The organism is Enterococcus sp. DIV2402, assembly GCF_017426705.2.
GTDB lineage: Bacteria > Bacillota > Bacilli > Lactobacillales > Enterococcaceae > Enterococcus_F > Enterococcus_F lowellii.
On sequence record NZ_CP147251.1, the window covers coordinates 106,646 to 121,752 of the forward strand.

General features: G+C 37.3%; 15 protein-coding genes. 6 read left to right on the forward strand and 9 right to left on the reverse strand.

The genetic code is table 11. The features are described from left to right. Positions 1-144 precede the first annotated feature (144 nt). The 5 genes from DOK78_RS00535 to DOK78_RS00555 all read left to right on the forward strand — a co-directional run bounded on the left by DOK78_RS00535 (position 145) and on the right by DOK78_RS00555 (position 3,940). Complete coding sequence (locus DOK78_RS00535) at positions 145-1,320, forward strand: betaine/proline/choline family ABC transporter ATP-binding protein (protein WP_207871709.1); 1,176 nt, start codon at positions 145-147, stop codon at positions 1,318-1,320. A gap of 4 nt (positions 1,321-1,324) precedes the next feature. Beyond that, the gene (locus DOK78_RS00540) at positions 1,325-1,963 is read left to right on the forward strand and encodes an ABC transporter permease (RefSeq protein WP_207871710.1); all 639 of its coding nucleotides are present in this window, start codon (positions 1,325-1,327) and stop codon (positions 1,961-1,963) included. Continuing rightward, complete coding sequence (locus DOK78_RS00545) at positions 1,963-2,886, forward strand: osmoprotectant ABC transporter substrate-binding protein (RefSeq protein ID WP_207871711.1); 924 nt, start codon at positions 1,963-1,965, stop codon at positions 2,884-2,886. Before DOK78_RS00540 ends, DOK78_RS00545 begins: the two co-directional genes overlap by 1 nt. Beyond that, entirely contained in the window at positions 2,883-3,551 is a 669-nt protein-coding gene (locus DOK78_RS00550) for an ABC transporter permease (protein ID WP_207871712.1), read from the forward strand. The genes DOK78_RS00545 and DOK78_RS00550 overlap by 4 nt, the downstream gene beginning before the upstream one ends. A gap of 188 nt (positions 3,552-3,739) precedes the next feature. After that, positions 3,740-3,940 carry a hypothetical protein gene (locus DOK78_RS00555; protein ID WP_207871713.1) on the forward strand — a complete coding sequence of 67 codons (201 nt, stop codon included), beginning with the start codon at positions 3,740-3,742 and terminating at the stop codon, positions 3,938-3,940. 62 nt (positions 3,941-4,002) lie between these two features. Here the strand turns inward: DOK78_RS00555 and DOK78_RS00560 are convergent, their stop codons facing one another. The 3 genes from DOK78_RS00560 to DOK78_RS00570 form a co-directional block, all read right to left on the reverse strand. After that, positions 4,003-5,826 (reverse strand): amino acid permease, encoded by a 1,824-nt coding sequence (locus tag DOK78_RS00560; RefSeq protein WP_207871714.1) that lies wholly within the window; start codon positions 5,824-5,826, stop codon positions 4,003-4,005. A 255-nt stretch (positions 5,827-6,081) separates the two neighbouring features. Next, complete coding sequence (locus DOK78_RS00565) at positions 6,082-8,811, reverse strand: YhgE/Pip domain-containing protein (RefSeq protein ID WP_339076308.1); 2,730 nt, start codon at positions 8,809-8,811, stop codon at positions 6,082-6,084. Between the two features lie 146 nt (positions 8,812-8,957). Continuing rightward, on the reverse strand, positions 8,958-9,275 hold the full coding sequence (locus DOK78_RS00570) for a hypothetical protein (RefSeq protein WP_207871715.1): 318 nt from the start codon (positions 9,273-9,275) through the stop codon (positions 8,958-8,960). Between the two features lie 148 nt (positions 9,276-9,423). Here DOK78_RS00570 and DOK78_RS00575 point away from each other — a divergent pair, with 148 nt between their 5' ends. Beyond that, complete coding sequence (locus DOK78_RS00575) at positions 9,424-10,215, forward strand: ABC transporter ATP-binding protein (protein WP_207871716.1); 792 nt, start codon at positions 9,424-9,426, stop codon at positions 10,213-10,215. Positions 10,216-10,262: 47 nt separating this feature from the next. Here the strand turns inward: DOK78_RS00575 and proC are convergent, their stop codons facing one another. From proC to cshA, 6 genes are all read right to left on the reverse strand, one after another. Continuing rightward, the gene (proC, locus tag DOK78_RS00580) at positions 10,263-11,057 is read right to left on the reverse strand and encodes a pyrroline-5-carboxylate reductase (RefSeq protein ID WP_207871717.1); all 795 of its coding nucleotides are present in this window, start codon (positions 11,055-11,057) and stop codon (positions 10,263-10,265) included. A 12-nt stretch (positions 11,058-11,069) separates the two neighbouring features. Then, a complete protein-coding gene (locus DOK78_RS00585; protein ID WP_207871718.1) occupies positions 11,070-11,348 on the reverse strand; it encodes a hypothetical protein in 279 nt (92 codons plus the stop codon). A gap of 12 nt (positions 11,349-11,360) precedes the next feature. After that, complete coding sequence (locus tag DOK78_RS00590) at positions 11,361-11,738, reverse strand: type II toxin-antitoxin system PemK/MazF family toxin (RefSeq protein WP_207871719.1); 378 nt, start codon at positions 11,736-11,738, stop codon at positions 11,361-11,363. Positions 11,739-11,753: 15 nt separating this feature from the next. Next, positions 11,754-12,854: an alanine racemase gene (gene alr / locus DOK78_RS00595; protein WP_207871720.1), complete on the reverse strand. Its 1,101-nt coding sequence runs from the start codon at positions 12,852-12,854 to the stop codon at positions 11,754-11,756. 15 nt (positions 12,855-12,869) lie between these two features. After that, the gene (acpS, locus tag DOK78_RS00600) at positions 12,870-13,223 is read right to left on the reverse strand and encodes a holo-ACP synthase (RefSeq protein WP_207871721.1); all 354 of its coding nucleotides are present in this window, start codon (positions 13,221-13,223) and stop codon (positions 12,870-12,872) included. 182 nt (positions 13,224-13,405) lie between these two features. Then, on the reverse strand, positions 13,406-14,974 hold the full coding sequence (gene cshA, locus DOK78_RS00605; RefSeq protein WP_207871722.1) for a degradosome RNA helicase CshA: 1,569 nt from the start codon (positions 14,972-14,974) through the stop codon (positions 13,406-13,408). Between the last annotated feature and the right edge of the window lie 133 nt (positions 14,975-15,107).

Sequence of the window (15,107 nt, forward strand, 5' to 3'; positions counted from 1 at the left end):
CTTTTTTGTGAAACATCTTGATTTCCGTTCGTTTTCCGCCCTTTTGATAACGCTAACAGTGTTTTATCGTTTGTATTTTTTACGAATGTTGTTCATACTATTACTAACAGGTACACTAAAAATAAATAATTTGAGGTGAAATCAATGATTGAGTTTCAACACGTTTCAAAAATTTATAAAGGTGGAAAAGTTGCTGTCGAGGATATCAATTTGTCATTTGATAAAGGTGAATTTATTTGTTTTATTGGAACCAGTGGGAGTGGAAAAACCACTTCTATGCGTATGATTAATCGAATGACGGAGCCAACAAAAGGGAAAATTCTGATTGATGGAGAAGACATTCAAAAGATGAACCCAGTCGAATTACGTCGTAAAATCGGTTACGTCATTCAAAATATTGGCCTAATGCCCCATATGACTATTCGCGAAAACATCACGCTAGTTCCTAAATTACTCAAAGTTTCTCAAGAAGAACGGAATACCATTGCCGAACGAATGATTGATTTAGTGGAACTCCCTCGCGAGATGCTTGATCGTTACCCCCATGAATTATCCGGTGGGCAACAACAACGAATTGGTGTCGTACGTGCATTAGCTGCCGACCAAGATATTATTTTAATGGATGAGCCGTTTGGAGCGCTTGACCCGATTACGCGCGATTCTTTGCAAGATTTAGTTAAAGATTTGCAAGAACGTTTAGGTAAAACCATTGTCTTTGTCACCCACGATATGGACGAGGCTCTAAAACTAGCCAGTCGCATTGCGATTATGAGTGAAGGTAAGGTTATTCAATTTGATACGCCTTCCAATATCTTGAAAAATCCAGCGACTACCTTTGTTGAAGAGTTAATTGGTGAAGACCGTCTTTTACAGGCCAAACCTGATACTACCCCAGTAAGTGAAGTAATGCTGAAAACAGCTGTCACTATTACTCCGGAAAAATCATTACAAGAAGCAATTAAATTAATGCGTGAAAAACGTGTTGATACTTTGTTAGTTACAGATAATCAAAACATTTTAAAAGGTTATATTGACATTGAGTCAATCAATCTTCGTCGTGGTAACTCAAGTAGTGTCGGCGATATTTTAAAAACTGATGTCTTTTTCGTTAAAGAAACTGCCTTGTTACGCAATACCTTACGACGTATTTTAACACGTGGGTTAAAATATGTACCTGTTGTGGATGAAAAACAACGCGTCGTTGGTATTTTAACGCGTGCCTCTTTAGTAGACATCGTATATGACGTTCTTTGGGGAGAAGAGCAATCTATTATAGAAGCAGTTGAGGCATTCAATCCTGAAGAAATAAAGGAGGTCTAGTCTGATGCAAGCTTTCTTTTCAGAATATGGTTCTCAATTAATTTCAAATATTTGGCAACATATTTTAATTTCTTTTTCAGCGCTCTTTTTAGGCGCATTAGTCGCTATTCCTTTAGGGATTCTTTTAACACGTGCACCTAAAATTGCTAGCATCGTGATTGGGATTACCAGTGCGTTACAAACAATTCCATCTCTGGCGCTATTAACACTAATGATTCCTTTTCTTGGTGTCGGTGTTGCTCCAGCAATTGTCGCATTGTTTATCTATTCACTGTTGCCGATTTTACGTAATACGTATATTGGTATGAAAAATGTTGATCCTAACTATCTGGATGTATCCAAAGGTATGGGTATGACCAATCTTCAATCAATTATCAGCGTAGAAGTGCCTATTGCATTACCAACAATTATGGCTGGCGTTCGTTTAGCAGCAGTCTATGTTATCGCTTGGGCAACACTTGCCTCTTATATTGGTGCGGGCGGTCTAGGGGTCTTGATTTTCAGTGGTTTAGATAACTATCAACCGCCACTTATCTTCGCGGGAACAATTCCGGTTATTTTATTAGCTCTGATTTCGGACTATCTTTTAGGAAAACTAGAAGATAAATTGACTCCATCCGCTTTAAAGGAGGAGAATGAATAATGAATAAATTGAAACGATTACTCGTACTTTTTGGAGGACTATTTCTTTTTGCAGGTTGTTCATTTCCAGGACTAGCGACCAATACAGATGAAGATACTATCGCGATTACAGGTGGTATTACAACTGAATCACAAATTTTGGGAAGTATCGTTGCTGGTATGGTCGAACATTATACAGATAAACAAACAACCATTATCAATAACTTAGGGACAACCAACATCAATCACCAAGCCATGCTCAATGGCGATGCCGGTATCTCGTCGACTCGTTATACAGGGACTGATATTGCTTCAACTCTCTTGCTTGAGCCTGTGATGGATCCTGACAAAGCTTTAGAAGTCGTGCAAAAAGAATTTAAAGAACGCTACGATCAAGTATGGTTTCCATCGTATGGCTTTGATAACACCTATGTCTTTCTTGTAAGAAAAGACACTGCTGAAAAATATAATTTAAAAACTGTCAGCGATTTAGGAGCCGTTGCGGATGAATTAGTAGTTGGTGCCGATCGTGCGTGGATGACACGTGAAGGAGACGGGTATGATGGCTTTACTGAAACATATGGGTTTAAATTTGGATCAATTTTACCGATGCAAATTGGATTAGTATATGATGCAGTGGACGCCCACCGAATGGACGTCGTGTTAGGTTACTCTACAGATGGACGAATTGCTAGTTATGATCTAGTCATGCTTGAAGATGATAAGCAATTCTTCCCACCTTATGATGCTTCGCCCGTTGTCAATCAAGAATTACTGGATGAAGTCCCTGAATTAGAAAATGCCTTACTTCGTTTAGCAGGAAAAATTGATACAGAAACGATGCAACAACTAAACTATGAATCTGATAATAATTTGGTGGAACCATCAATTGTCGCAGAACGCTTTTTAGAAGACCATCATTACTTTGAGGAGGATGCGCAATGAACATGAATGAAATGAATTTACTGCAACAATTTTTCTATTATTTTCAAGAAAACGGCAGTTACGTTTTTGCTCAATTTTTGCGCCACTTCTTGATTTCGATTTATGGTGTCCTTTTTGCCGCAATTGTAGGAATTCCGATTGGGATTGCTATTTCTAGACGTAGGAAATTAGCGGATTGGGTTATTCGAATCGCGAATATCATTCAAACTATTCCCGCTTTGGCGATGGTTTCGATCTTGATGTTTGGTTTTGGTTTGGGTGTAAATGTGGTTATTGTGACCGTCTTCTTATACTCACTCTTACCAATTATCAAAAATACTTATACCGGCATGATTCAAGTAGACCGTAATGCCTTAGATGTTGGTAAAGGCATGGGGATGACTGCTTGGCAACGTCTGTATATGATTGAGTTACCTTTATCCGTTTCAGTCATTATGGCAGGAATTCGTAACGCGCTAGTAGTCGCAATCGGAATCACCGCTATCGGTACCTTCGTAGGTGCAGGTGGTCTCGGGGATATTATTGTCCGTGGTACAAACGCGACAGATGGTGCCGCGATTATCCTAGCAGGTGCGTTACCAACCGCTGTCATGTCAATTTTTACCGATTGGTTCTTAGGTTTAATTGAAAGACGCCTAGATCCAGCAAGCCGTACTAGTAAATAAAGATGAATGATTTTCTTGCTTATTAGTAGAATACATTAAACTTTTTATAAAAATAAAAACATGATAAATCTAGTAAGGTTTAAACTTACTAATTTATCATGTTTTATTTGTACCTAGTTAGGAAATCAACGATAGATGATTCATATTACTTTAAATTAATTTTATATAACAAAAAAGCACCTGAATTAATGCTACGCTTAAAACACTCTGATGACAAAAAACAGATACAGTTTATCCCGTATGAAAAAATACGTGAGAACAAAATTGGGATCTTAGTCATAACGGATAATGCAAACCGCTTAAAACAAATCAAAGAAAATCCGCAAAATGCTATCAATATCGTAACTAGCGAAGATACATTGCTGGAACAATCCGTCTCAATTAAATAAGCTCCCTCACAAAAAGTCTTAAAAATTCCGTCGAATGAAACGAAATTTTTAAGACGTCTTTCTTATTTCTTCAAATGATAACTATAGGTGCTAACAATAATATGTTCACGCCATGACAGACGGAAGCGTAAACGCAAGCTTGTTTGGTTATGCAAGATATTTTGCCAACGACGTTTTGGTACAAACTGCGGGATAATGACCGTCGTGGTGTAATTATTTTGTCGCGCTTTTTTGCTGACAATATCCACGTACCGAATAACTGGATTTTCAATCGAACGATACAAGGAATGAACAATCGAAAAACGAACATCAGGGAATTTTGCTTTAAATTCTGCTTCAATTTCTTTTTCCTTTTGAACATCTTCATCTAACGATACGTGCATGGCTACCACATAATCGCCTATCGAACGCGCATAATTCAACGCACCAATGTTTACACGAGTGACATTCCCAACTAAAACAATGACTGTATTGCCATCATACGTATGCAACTTCACATCTTCTTCTAAACGTAATTGTTCTGCTACTTTTTTATAATGATCATGTATTTTATAGAAAATAAACAATAAAATTGGCATGATAATAAAGAACGGCCAAATATCATCTAAACGATAGGCAAATAAAATCGCAATAATCGCGTAAGAAATGAACGCACCAATAATATTCGCAATCGATTTTTTTAACCAGCCTTTGCCTTCTTTGCGCCATTTAATGACCATTCCTGTTTGGGATAACGCAAAAGGAATAAATACACCAATCGAATAGAGTGGGATTAAACGTTCAGTGGACCCTTGGAAAATAAAGAGTAAAACAATCGAACCGGCTGCTAATGTGATAATCCCATTGGAATACCCCAGACGATCGCCACGATCTTGATATAAATGCGGCATAAATTTATCTTTAGCTAAATTATACGCCAGTACAGGAAATGCTGAAAATCCAGTATTTGCGGCTACCGCTAAAATTAATGCTGTCGCAAATTGTAAGACATAAAACAAGACGCCATGACCAAAAACAGCTTGTCCCACTTGAGAAAGGACTGTTACTTCTTTTTCAGGTACAATCCCATACCAATAGTTGATAAAGGTAATCCCTACGAAGAAGAATCCTAAAATAGCTGCCATTAAGGTTAAAGTTGCCGCTGCATTTTTAGCACGTGGTTTTTTAAAGAAAGGAACCGCATTACTAATCGCTTCAACCCCAGTTAATGAAGAAGAACCAGAAGAAAAGGCACGTAATAATAAGGCAATAGAAATTCCCGGTACCATCGTTCCTGGTAAAGCTGTTGCATGTAAAGGTGCTGCTCCTGTAACAATTTTAAATAAACCTATGACAATTAATAAACTAATAACCGCAATAAAGGTGTAAACTGGTACCATTAAAAATGTTGCTGATTCTCGCAAACCACGTAAGTTCATCATCATGATGAGCAACACAATAATGACAGAAATAGCCACTTGATGACCATAAAGAGCTGGAACAGCCGAAGTAATGGCTTCAGCACCTGCTGAAACAGACACAGCAACGGTCAGCATATAATCAATAAGCAATGAACCACCCGCAATCAAACCGGCTTTTTCCCCTAAGTTTTCACTACTTACTACATACGCCCCACCACCATGAGGATACGCATGAATAATTTGTCGATACGATAAGGTTAATGATACTAATAAAATAATGACAAATGCTGCAATTGGTAAGGAATACCAAATCGCTGCCGCAGATAAAGTGATTAAAACGACCACAATCTGCTCTGTACCGTATGCAATTGATGATAAGGCATCAGATGATAATAAAGCTAAGGCCGCAAAACGAGTTAATTTCTGATCATCGTTCTCTGCAGATTTTAACGGTTTGCCTACCAACAAACGTTTTAACGCATTCACTTCTTTCGCTCTCCTTGAAAAAATATTTTTTATTTTGTTATTTTACATTTTTTATCTTTTGCCGATTTTCTCTGGAACAAGACTGTATATTACTCCTCGCTATGGTAAAAGTCAACGAGCTTCTGTGTTGTTTTTCATCATATTTTTTTAGGTATTTTCATTTTTTCATTACATTTTCTAAGGTTAACAAAAACACAAAGAAACTGTTTAAATTAACGGAATAACTCCATCAATTCAAACAGTTTCCTTTCACTTTTAATGGAAAAAATGACTCTTATGCGCTAATTCTTCGACACGTGCCATTGGTTTCACCATAAACGGACAAAGCACTGTCCCAATAATCCCAAATACCACAAAAATTCCACCTAAAACCCATAAGTCGAGAGTGGCATTAGGCCAATAAATCCCTCCTGCGGACTCACGCAATAGATTAACTGCATAGGTGAAGGGTAATAATGGATGAATAAATTGGAAGAATGGTCCGGAAACTTGAATTGGATAGTTCCCACCACCACCAGAAATTGAGAGAACTAATAAAATAATCCCAATCCCTTTACCAACATTCCCAAAAAGACCCACAAAAACATAAATCATCATCATAAAGGCTAGTGCCACAAGTAAACCAAATAAGATACTATAAACTGGCTCACGAACATCTACTCCTAAAGCAAAGTAATTTCCTAAAGTAACAATCAAGGCTTGCCCAATTGCAAAAGTTAAGAAAGTCATCATACGTGCTACGAACATTTCACGTTTACTAAATCGTTTTTTATCTTCACCTTCTAAGTGGAAGGCTGTTCCTGCTACACTTGATAACAACAAAGCACCTACCCATAAACATAAAGCCGTATAGAATGGTGTACTTGCAGAACCATTATTTTCAATTGGATACATTGTGGTTGTTTTTAACTCAACGGGTGTTGTAAAGAAGTCACTTTCAGCTTGTGCATCATTTTTTAGCAGTTTAATGATATCTCCTAAATCCGCAATTTCTTCTCCTTTATGGATAGCCGTTGCAGCTTTATGCACTCCATTTTTCAGAGAAGGCCATTCATCTTCAATCAGACCTGCTGCCATATCCAATGCCGATTCAACTGTCGGTAATTTTTCATGAACAGTATCTAATGTAGAAGTCACTTCATTTTTCAATGTTGGCCAATCATTGACAACAAAATCTGCAGCTTTATTGAGTTTGACTGTTAATTCAGGAAGTTCATTTTGGTATAAGTCTACCCCTTTATTAATACCATCAACAATTTCATCCATATGACCGTTTAACATGACGTTTGCATCATGAATTTCTTGTCCTAAAGCCGGCATTTCTTTTTCGTATTTTTCTAACATGTCAATCGCATTTGTAACTGTTTGAGCAGTAGAACTCAATAGTCCATCTAAATCAATTTTATTGGCATCTGCTAATAAATCTTGGGCGTTAGTTAAGCCTGGAATCAATTTATTTTCTAATAATGCTCGCACATTTTGGCTAATCTCATCCACATTAACATCATTACTTAAAGCAGCTAAGTTCCCAGATAAGCTTTCTAATTGTTGTAAAAATTGTTGGATTTCTTCTTTGCTAATCGTTCCAACACCCGCAGCTAAGTTCGTTGCTGTCTTTTGTGCTGAAGACATTAAATCGCGAACTTGAGTTAAGCGGGCAATAGGTCCACTAAAGTCACCATCTAATTGTGATTGTAATTGACTTAACCAATCTATTAAATCTGTTACGATTTGTTGTTGCTTTTCTAAACTTGTCGCGATGTCATTTAACGTTTGTTTGAGTGCCTCACGTTCTTCAGGTGTTAATTCTTCCGCATTAGTCACAATCGTATTCAAGGTATTTGCCCAATTATTGACGGTCGTTGCTAAGCCGGTAATCATTTCAAAATTCGTTTGGACAGCTTGAGTAATCGCATCTAAATTATCATCTAATTTATACGCTGCTTCAATCGTTTTATCCGCAAAAAAGCGCGCATCATCACTTAATTGATGAATTTTAGGTAATAGGGCTTGAACATCTTGAATAATTTGTAATCCTTGCTTTGCTTCGCCAATTCCTTCAGTTAATGTTGCTGAAATATTGTCAAAGTCTTCATCAATCATTGAAATTTGGCGACCTGCATTTTGAATTTCTGGAATTTTTTCTTGTAAAGTCAAAATAATTTTAGCTTGTTCTTCGATTTGAGGCATTTTATTATTCATAGCCACTAATTTTTCGCCCATGGCATCAATTTCAGGAATGTGTGCAACAAATTCATCGGCTTTTCCTAATTTTTCTTTTAGTTCAGGGAATTTTGCTTGGAATGCAAGTACATCCTTCGTGTAACCATCAATTTTATCGGCATTCGCATCTACTTCCAAAATCAAATTTTTAATTTTATTAATTGAAACTAAATTTGATTCTACATTATAACCAAGTTCATTTAACGCTTTTAATAATGTTTCGCTTGCAGTGTGAATGAAATTTTGCGTAATTTGTTCTTGCAGACTGCTAGCACCTTTAGCTGTAATTTTTGGGGCAATCGCATTGATTTTTTCATTAAAATAATAATCAATTTCCGGCTTTTTAATTTCGCCCGTTGTAAAGCTTAATAAATCACTAGAGAAATTTTTAGGAATATAAATCCCAGCATAATATTTCCCAGATTTCACGCCTTCTGTCACTTCTTTTTTTGAGTCAACGAACCGCCAGCCTAATTGATCGTTGTCATGCAATGTCTCAATGACTTGATTGCCTATCGCGATTTCTTTGTCTTTCAATTTTGATCCTTCATCGTCGCTATAAATAGCAATCGGTAGTTCATTGGTATTACCGTAAGGATCCCACAATGCTTTAATGTTAAACCACGCATACAAAGACGGCAACGCCATTAATGCAATAACGAGGAAGATTGTAACCGGATTGCTTGCCAATCGTTTCCAATCAAGTTTGTATAATGCCCAAGTATTTTTCAAATGTTGGGGGAATTGTTTTATCTGATTCACTTTTTTTCACCATCATTTCTTCAATGTCGTTGGATAATTTATCACGATTTCAAGCTTCTTTCCATCTAATTGCTTCTCTTTTACTGTTTTTTTAGACATTTATTTATTTATGTCCAAAAATAAAAGAGAAGCTCTTGACTTCTCCCTTACTCTTGCGCTTGTTTTGCTTGTAAAAATGAATCTAATAAATTTACAAAAGTCTGATCTAAGAAACTCTCATCATCTTTTCTTGTTAGTTGTTTCACTGGAGTTTCCTCATTATCAAAATATGAGATGGGAACAAATAATTCATTTTGAACCATAACAGTAATTTTTGGATGATACGTGAAGTCACCACACGGTCCTGCAATTAAACGCGCCAATTCATAATGCGTATCGTCTAATTTACGGAAACGATAATAATGATCTTCCCAGAATATTTTTTCATCACTACATAATTTGACAGTATCTCGCCAATTTGCCATTATTTTCGCCACCTTCTTGTTTTTTTTATTCTACCAAAAATAACAAAAAAGTGAAGGATTAACCACTCCATCTAATTTTTTGAAAATTCAAAACACTATTGGTAAAACGTATCATAGACTGGTATGATAAGAGAAAGGAGGCGCGCATATGGCAATTTTAACATTTGAAAATGTTTCACTTATCAGACAACAACAACCACTTTTAGACACTATTAATTGGCAAATTAAAGAAGGTGAAAATTGGGCTATTTTAGGGTTAAATGGGGCCGGGAAAACCTTATTACTCCAGTTAATCACTGGCAGTCTTTGGCCTTCTAAAGGAAAATTAACGGTTTTAGATCAAGTATTTGGGCAAGCATCGATTCCAGAGCTTTCTAAACGAATTGGCTGGGTTAGTACCGCGTTACAATATCGTTTGAATGTCAGCGATACCGCTGAACGAATTGTTTTGTCGGGGAAATTTGCTAGTATCGGCATTTATCAAGAATTTACTGATGAGGATTTAAATAAAGCAAAAGAACTGCTGGTTTCTTTAGATGCTGAAAGTTTGATTGGTAAAAACTACCATTTTCTTTCTCAAGGCGAACGTCAAATTGTCTTAATTGCACGAGCATTGATGGCAGAACCAGAGTTATTAATTTTAGATGAACCGTGTAACGGACTAGATCTGTTTGCTCGAGAAGAATTGCTAATCAAAATCGATCACTTAATTCGCCAACCTAACGCACCCAGTCTATTATTTGTTACGCATCATACAGAAGAAATTTTACCAATTATTAGCCATGTCATGATGTTAAAGAATGGGAAGATTTTTGCCAAAGGGACTCGTCCAGAAATTTTAACGCCTGAATTACTGCCAAAATTTTATGATAAACCAGTAACTACCTATCAATTAACTGAACAACGTCAGATGATTTTACCTGTGAATCACTTGAATTAGTAGATTGAACAAAAAAATGCGTGGAATCGTTAATCCACGCATTTTTTTTATTCTCGATTTTTACGAATCGCTGCTTGTACTGCATTCATTACCGCTGAACGAAAACCATCTTTCTCTAAAGAAGCAACCGCCGCAATGGTTGTTCCTCCAGGTGAGCAAACGGCATCTTTTAATTCAGCGGGATGCTTGCCGGTCTCTAGGACCATTTTAGCCGCACCTAACACTGCTTGGGCTGCAAATTCGTAGGCATCTTGCCGACTCATTCCTTCTGCAACTGCACCATCTGCTAAAGCTTCAATAAATAGATACACATAAGCTGGTGATGACCCACTAACACCGATGACTGCATCTATTTGACTTTCAGGTAAAATCTTAGCACGACCAAAGCTTTCAAAAATTTGAATCAGCAATTGACGTTCCTTTTCTGTACAATATGAATTGACTGAAATCGAAGACATGCCTGCTCCCACTGTTACGGGCGTGTTAGGCATAGCGCGAGCAATTTTGTGAGCGCCTAAACCAGCTTCAATTACTTCTAAAGACACACCTGAGGCAACAGAGACCAATAGATGATTGTCCGTTACATAGTTCTTAATCGTGGGTAATACGTTGATTAATATTTGGGGTTGTACAGCTAAAACAATGACCTCCACTGATGCAAATAGCTCTTTTTCATCCACGAGCGCTTGAATATGATAGGCTGTCTCAACCTTTTTTAAGGTTGGTTCATATCGATGATTATACACATAAATTTCTTCAGGTTGATACATGCCTGATTCAATCAAACCATGGATCATTGCTTCTGCCATATGACCGGCACCATAAAAACCAATTTTGCTCATTTTCCTTCACTCCTATTCAAAAGATTCTACACGTGCATTTATGATTTCTAAATAGCCTCGCATAGGAACTTGAACTTTTATATAAATATTTGCTGACATTTCTAAGATTATTTCTTCCTCACCTTGTTGAAATACGCCAAAATACTTGCCAGAGGGATCTTCATATTTTTTTACTAATAAGTAATACCCAGACTTTTCAACTGGTTGACGAAATAAAAAAGATTGACGCACACGTTGAAAAGTAAACCAGACTAATAAAATCAGTGTTAGACTGACGACAATGTATCCCATTTATTCACCAACTTATTTTTTATGTACTAGACCCTTCTCGTCTACTGTAATATTTAAACCTACGCTGATTTTCAAAGCAATATCAACCGAGTTCATCACATCATTTTGTAGACGACACACTTTTTCTTTTAATCGTGACTTATCAATTGTGCGAATTTGTTCCATTAAAATAACAGAATCGCGACCTAACCCTGTCCCAGCTGCTGTAATTCCAATATGTGTTGGTAACTTGGGTTTTGCCATTTTTGCAGTGATGGCTGCAATAATAACTGTGGGGCTAAAGTGATTCCCTAAATCATTTTGAATCACTAATACTGGACGTAATCCACCTTGCTCAGAACCAATGACTGGAGATAAATCTGCAAAGTAAATTTCACCACGTTTGACCATAGACATCTTCCTTTCTTAATTATATTCTCGTGGTATTCGTTCTGAAAATGAACAAATAACTTCATAATGAATCGTATCTAAATAATCGGCTACTTCCTGCAACGTAATTTCCTTATCTTTATCTTTGCCAATTAACGTAACACGAGTACCGGTTGCAACGGGTTTTGGTAAACGAATCATCAACTGGTCCATACACACCCGACCAACAATTTCACAAAATTCCCCTTCAACTAATACATGGAAACCTTGCATTTTACGCAAATAACCATCTGCATACCCAATCGGAACTGTTCCAATCCATTCCATTTCACTTGTTTCGTACGTCTTTCCATAGCCAATTCCTTCGCCCTTTGGTACTTTTTTGACTTGTACTAATTGCGAAACTAAAGAGAGTGCGGGTTGTAATGGATAACTGGCGGTCATAGCTGTTCCTGATGGATTCAAACCATACATGGCAATTCCAAAGCGAACCATATTACCTAAATCATCATGCCATAACGATGTGGCACTATTGCTAACATGTACATAATGTGGCAAACGTGGCAAATGCTCCAAGATTTCTTTGAAACGCTGGTTTTGTTTTTGCCAATACATATCCTCTTCTTGATCAGCGGTTGAAAAATGCGTAAAAATACCTTCCCACGTCATCGCAGGAGCCTGCTCGATAAATAACGCCGCCTCTTTGACTTCTTCGACTGTTAAAAAGCCAATTCGGCCCATCCCTGTATCGACTGCAATATGTAGTTTTAGTGGCGTCGTTGTTAGCATTTCATTGGCAGCATGTAACCAGTCAAGTGTGGCTACAGGGACTGCAATATCGTATGTGATAGCTAAAGGAATTACTGAAATATCTATAATTCCTAAACAAAGAATGGGTGCATCGATGCCGTTTTCTCGTAATTCAATTGCTTCATCAATAGTTGCCACACATAGACCAGTCACGCCAACTTCAAGTGCGGCTTTGGAAACAGCCACTGCACCGTGTCCGTAGCCGTTCGCTTTGACTGCTACAAAAATGTCTTTTCCTTGATTATGTGCAAGCTCATTTTTAAGATTTTGCTGAATTGCTTGTAAATCTACAACTATTTTGGTTGGGCGATGATAAGAGATTGCCATCGAATATCCTTCTTTCTATTTCTCTAAAATAATTTGTGCAAATGCGAGTTCTTCGGTATGCGTGATGCTGACAAAAACATTGCCTTCTGTAAAAGGTGATTTTGTTACAACAGGCGCACCAAAATCATTGGTTAAAATTTCTAAATCTTGAAAGGTAACTTTACCAATTCCAGTTCCCCATGCTTTTGAAAATGCTTCTTTGCAAGCGTATCTGCCACCTAAAAATTCAATTTGACGTTTTAGAGGTAAGTTATCAAATAACATGTGCTCATTGGGAGTTAATATCCGTGAGATAAATTTTGGTTTATCTTGGATAAGTTTTTTTATACGTGCTAAATCTACAGCATCGATTCCAATTCCTTGAATCATAGGTTCCTACTCTTTCCTTTTAAGTTAGCTTTATTCTACCAAACTTTAAAAGAAATACCACTGAAAATTTTTTCAGAAACAAAAAAAACACCCAAGAAAATTTCTTTTCTCAGGTGCAGATGGGTAATTTTTAACGACTTATTCGTTGGTCTTCAGCCATTCATAAAATCATTAATTTTTTCTTAATCTTGGTTATTGCGAATAACGAAGCTACGTTTTTTATCGCTTGGACGACGGCTTGGTTTACGAGAACCACCGTCTTTATTGTAACTACCTTTGTTTGTGCGACGACCTTCTTTGTCATCACGGTTGCGATCACGATCGCCACGGCTTCTGTTACGGTCATCGCGTCCACGTCCGCCTTCACGACGTCCGCCACGGTTGTTACTGCTACGACGTCCGCCACCACCTTTGAATGATTTTTTCCCTTGTGGTAATGGGCGTTCAGGTGTAATTTTTACTGGAACTAAATCAGAAGGATCTTTGGCTAATGTTTTTAATAACAATGCCGCTAAATCTTGTGCTGAATATTGTTCTAATAATTGATCTGCGCCTTGTAGGTATTTTTCCAACCCATTGGCATCCATTTTTTCTTCAACAGTTTCCATAGCCGCACCAATTTGACCTTTGAAAGCTTCTTTTTCGGTTGGTGGACGTAGTGTTGACATACGTTTTTTCGTTAAGTTTTCAATGACATGTAAGTAACTCATTTCGTTTGGTGTTACGAAAGTGACAGACATTCCGCCTTTACCAGCGCGTCCTGTACGACCAATACGGTGAACATAGCTTTCTGGATCTTGAGGGATATCATAGTTATATACATGTGTCACGCCTGAAATGTCTAAACCACGTGCAGCAACGTCTGTCGCAACTAAGATATCTAGATTGCCAGATTTAAATGCACGTAACACACTCATACGTTTTTGTTGAGAAAGATCACCATGGATGCCTTCTGCTTTGTATCCGCGTGCTTCTAAACCACGTGCTAATTCGTCAACGCGACGTTTTGTACGACCAAAAACAATTGTTAATTCAGGTTTTTGAACATCTAATAAACGTGTCATGATATCAAATTTTTCGAAATCTTTTGCACGTACATAATATTGATCAATCAAATCAGCAGTCATTTCTTTTGTTTTGATTTTTACATGTTCAGGTTCTTTCATAAATTTTACGCCAATGTTTTTAATTGCTGGTGGCATTGTTGCAGAGAATAATAATGTTTGGCGTTCTTCAGGGACTTGGGCAATAATTGTTTCAATATCTTCTAAAAAGCCCATATTTAACATTTCATCTGCTTCATCTAAAACTAATGTTTCTACTGTTGCTAATTTTAAAGTGTGACGGTTAATATGGTCTAACATACGTCCAGGTGTTCCTACAACAATATGTGGACGATCTTTTAGTTGACGGATTTGGCGACCAATATCAGCACCACCGTAAACAGCTTGTACACGGATTTTTTTGTCTTTACCTAAACGGTATAATTCTTCTTGTGTTTGGATAGCCAACTCACGAGTTGGGGCAATTACTAGACCTTGTAATTGTTGTTTTGCTGGGTCAATTTTTTCTAACATTGGTAGACCAAATGCAGCAGTTTTACCTGTACCTGTTTGGGCTTGTCCAATCACGTCTTTACCTGTCAATGCTAGTGGAATTGTTGCTTCTTGGATGGGTGTTGCTTCTTCAAAGCCGGCACGCTCAATCGAAGTCAATAATTCTTGTGATAGTTCTAATTCTTTAAATTTCAAATGGATCCTCCTAAGTGTGATCGTAGATGATACTCTCATCTCGTCGTTTTTAACTAGATACAATTTTTTGTATCTGTTGATAGTTTGAAGCGTTCGCTTTTTTCCATGATTATCCAAACATGGTCCCTGACAT

Coding starts and splice junctions, on each gene's coding strand:
- proC (WP_207871717.1), bottom strand. CDS start 11,057: ATGAGCAAAATTGGTTTTTATGGTGCCGGTCATATGGCAGAAGCAATG.
- DOK78_RS00535 (WP_207871709.1), top strand. CDS start 145: ATGATTGAGTTTCAACACGTTTCAAAAATTTATAAAGGTGGAAAAGTT.
- DOK78_RS00545 (WP_207871711.1), top strand. CDS start 1,963: ATGAATAAATTGAAACGATTACTCGTACTTTTTGGAGGACTATTTCTT.
- DOK78_RS00575 (WP_207871716.1), top strand. CDS start 9,424: ATGGCAATTTTAACATTTGAAAATGTTTCACTTATCAGACAACAACAA.
- alr (WP_207871720.1), bottom strand. CDS start 12,854: ATGGCAATCTCTTATCATCGCCCAACCAAAATAGTTGTAGATTTACAA.
- DOK78_RS00550 (WP_207871712.1), top strand. CDS start 2,883: ATGAACATGAATGAAATGAATTTACTGCAACAATTTTTCTATTATTTT.
- DOK78_RS00570 (WP_207871715.1), bottom strand. CDS start 9,275: ATGGCAAATTGGCGAGATACTGTCAAATTATGTAGTGATGAAAAAATA.
- DOK78_RS00540 (WP_207871710.1), top strand. CDS start 1,325: ATGCAAGCTTTCTTTTCAGAATATGGTTCTCAATTAATTTCAAATATT.
- DOK78_RS00555 (WP_207871713.1), top strand. CDS start 3,740: ATGCTACGCTTAAAACACTCTGATGACAAAAAACAGATACAGTTTATC.
- DOK78_RS00590 (WP_207871719.1), bottom strand. CDS start 11,738: ATGGTCAAACGTGGTGAAATTTACTTTGCAGATTTATCTCCAGTCATT.
- acpS (WP_207871721.1), bottom strand. CDS start 13,223: ATGATTCAAGGAATTGGAATCGATGCTGTAGATTTAGCACGTATAAAA.
- DOK78_RS00585 (WP_207871718.1), bottom strand. CDS start 11,348: ATGGGATACATTGTCGTCAGTCTAACACTGATTTTATTAGTCTGGTTT.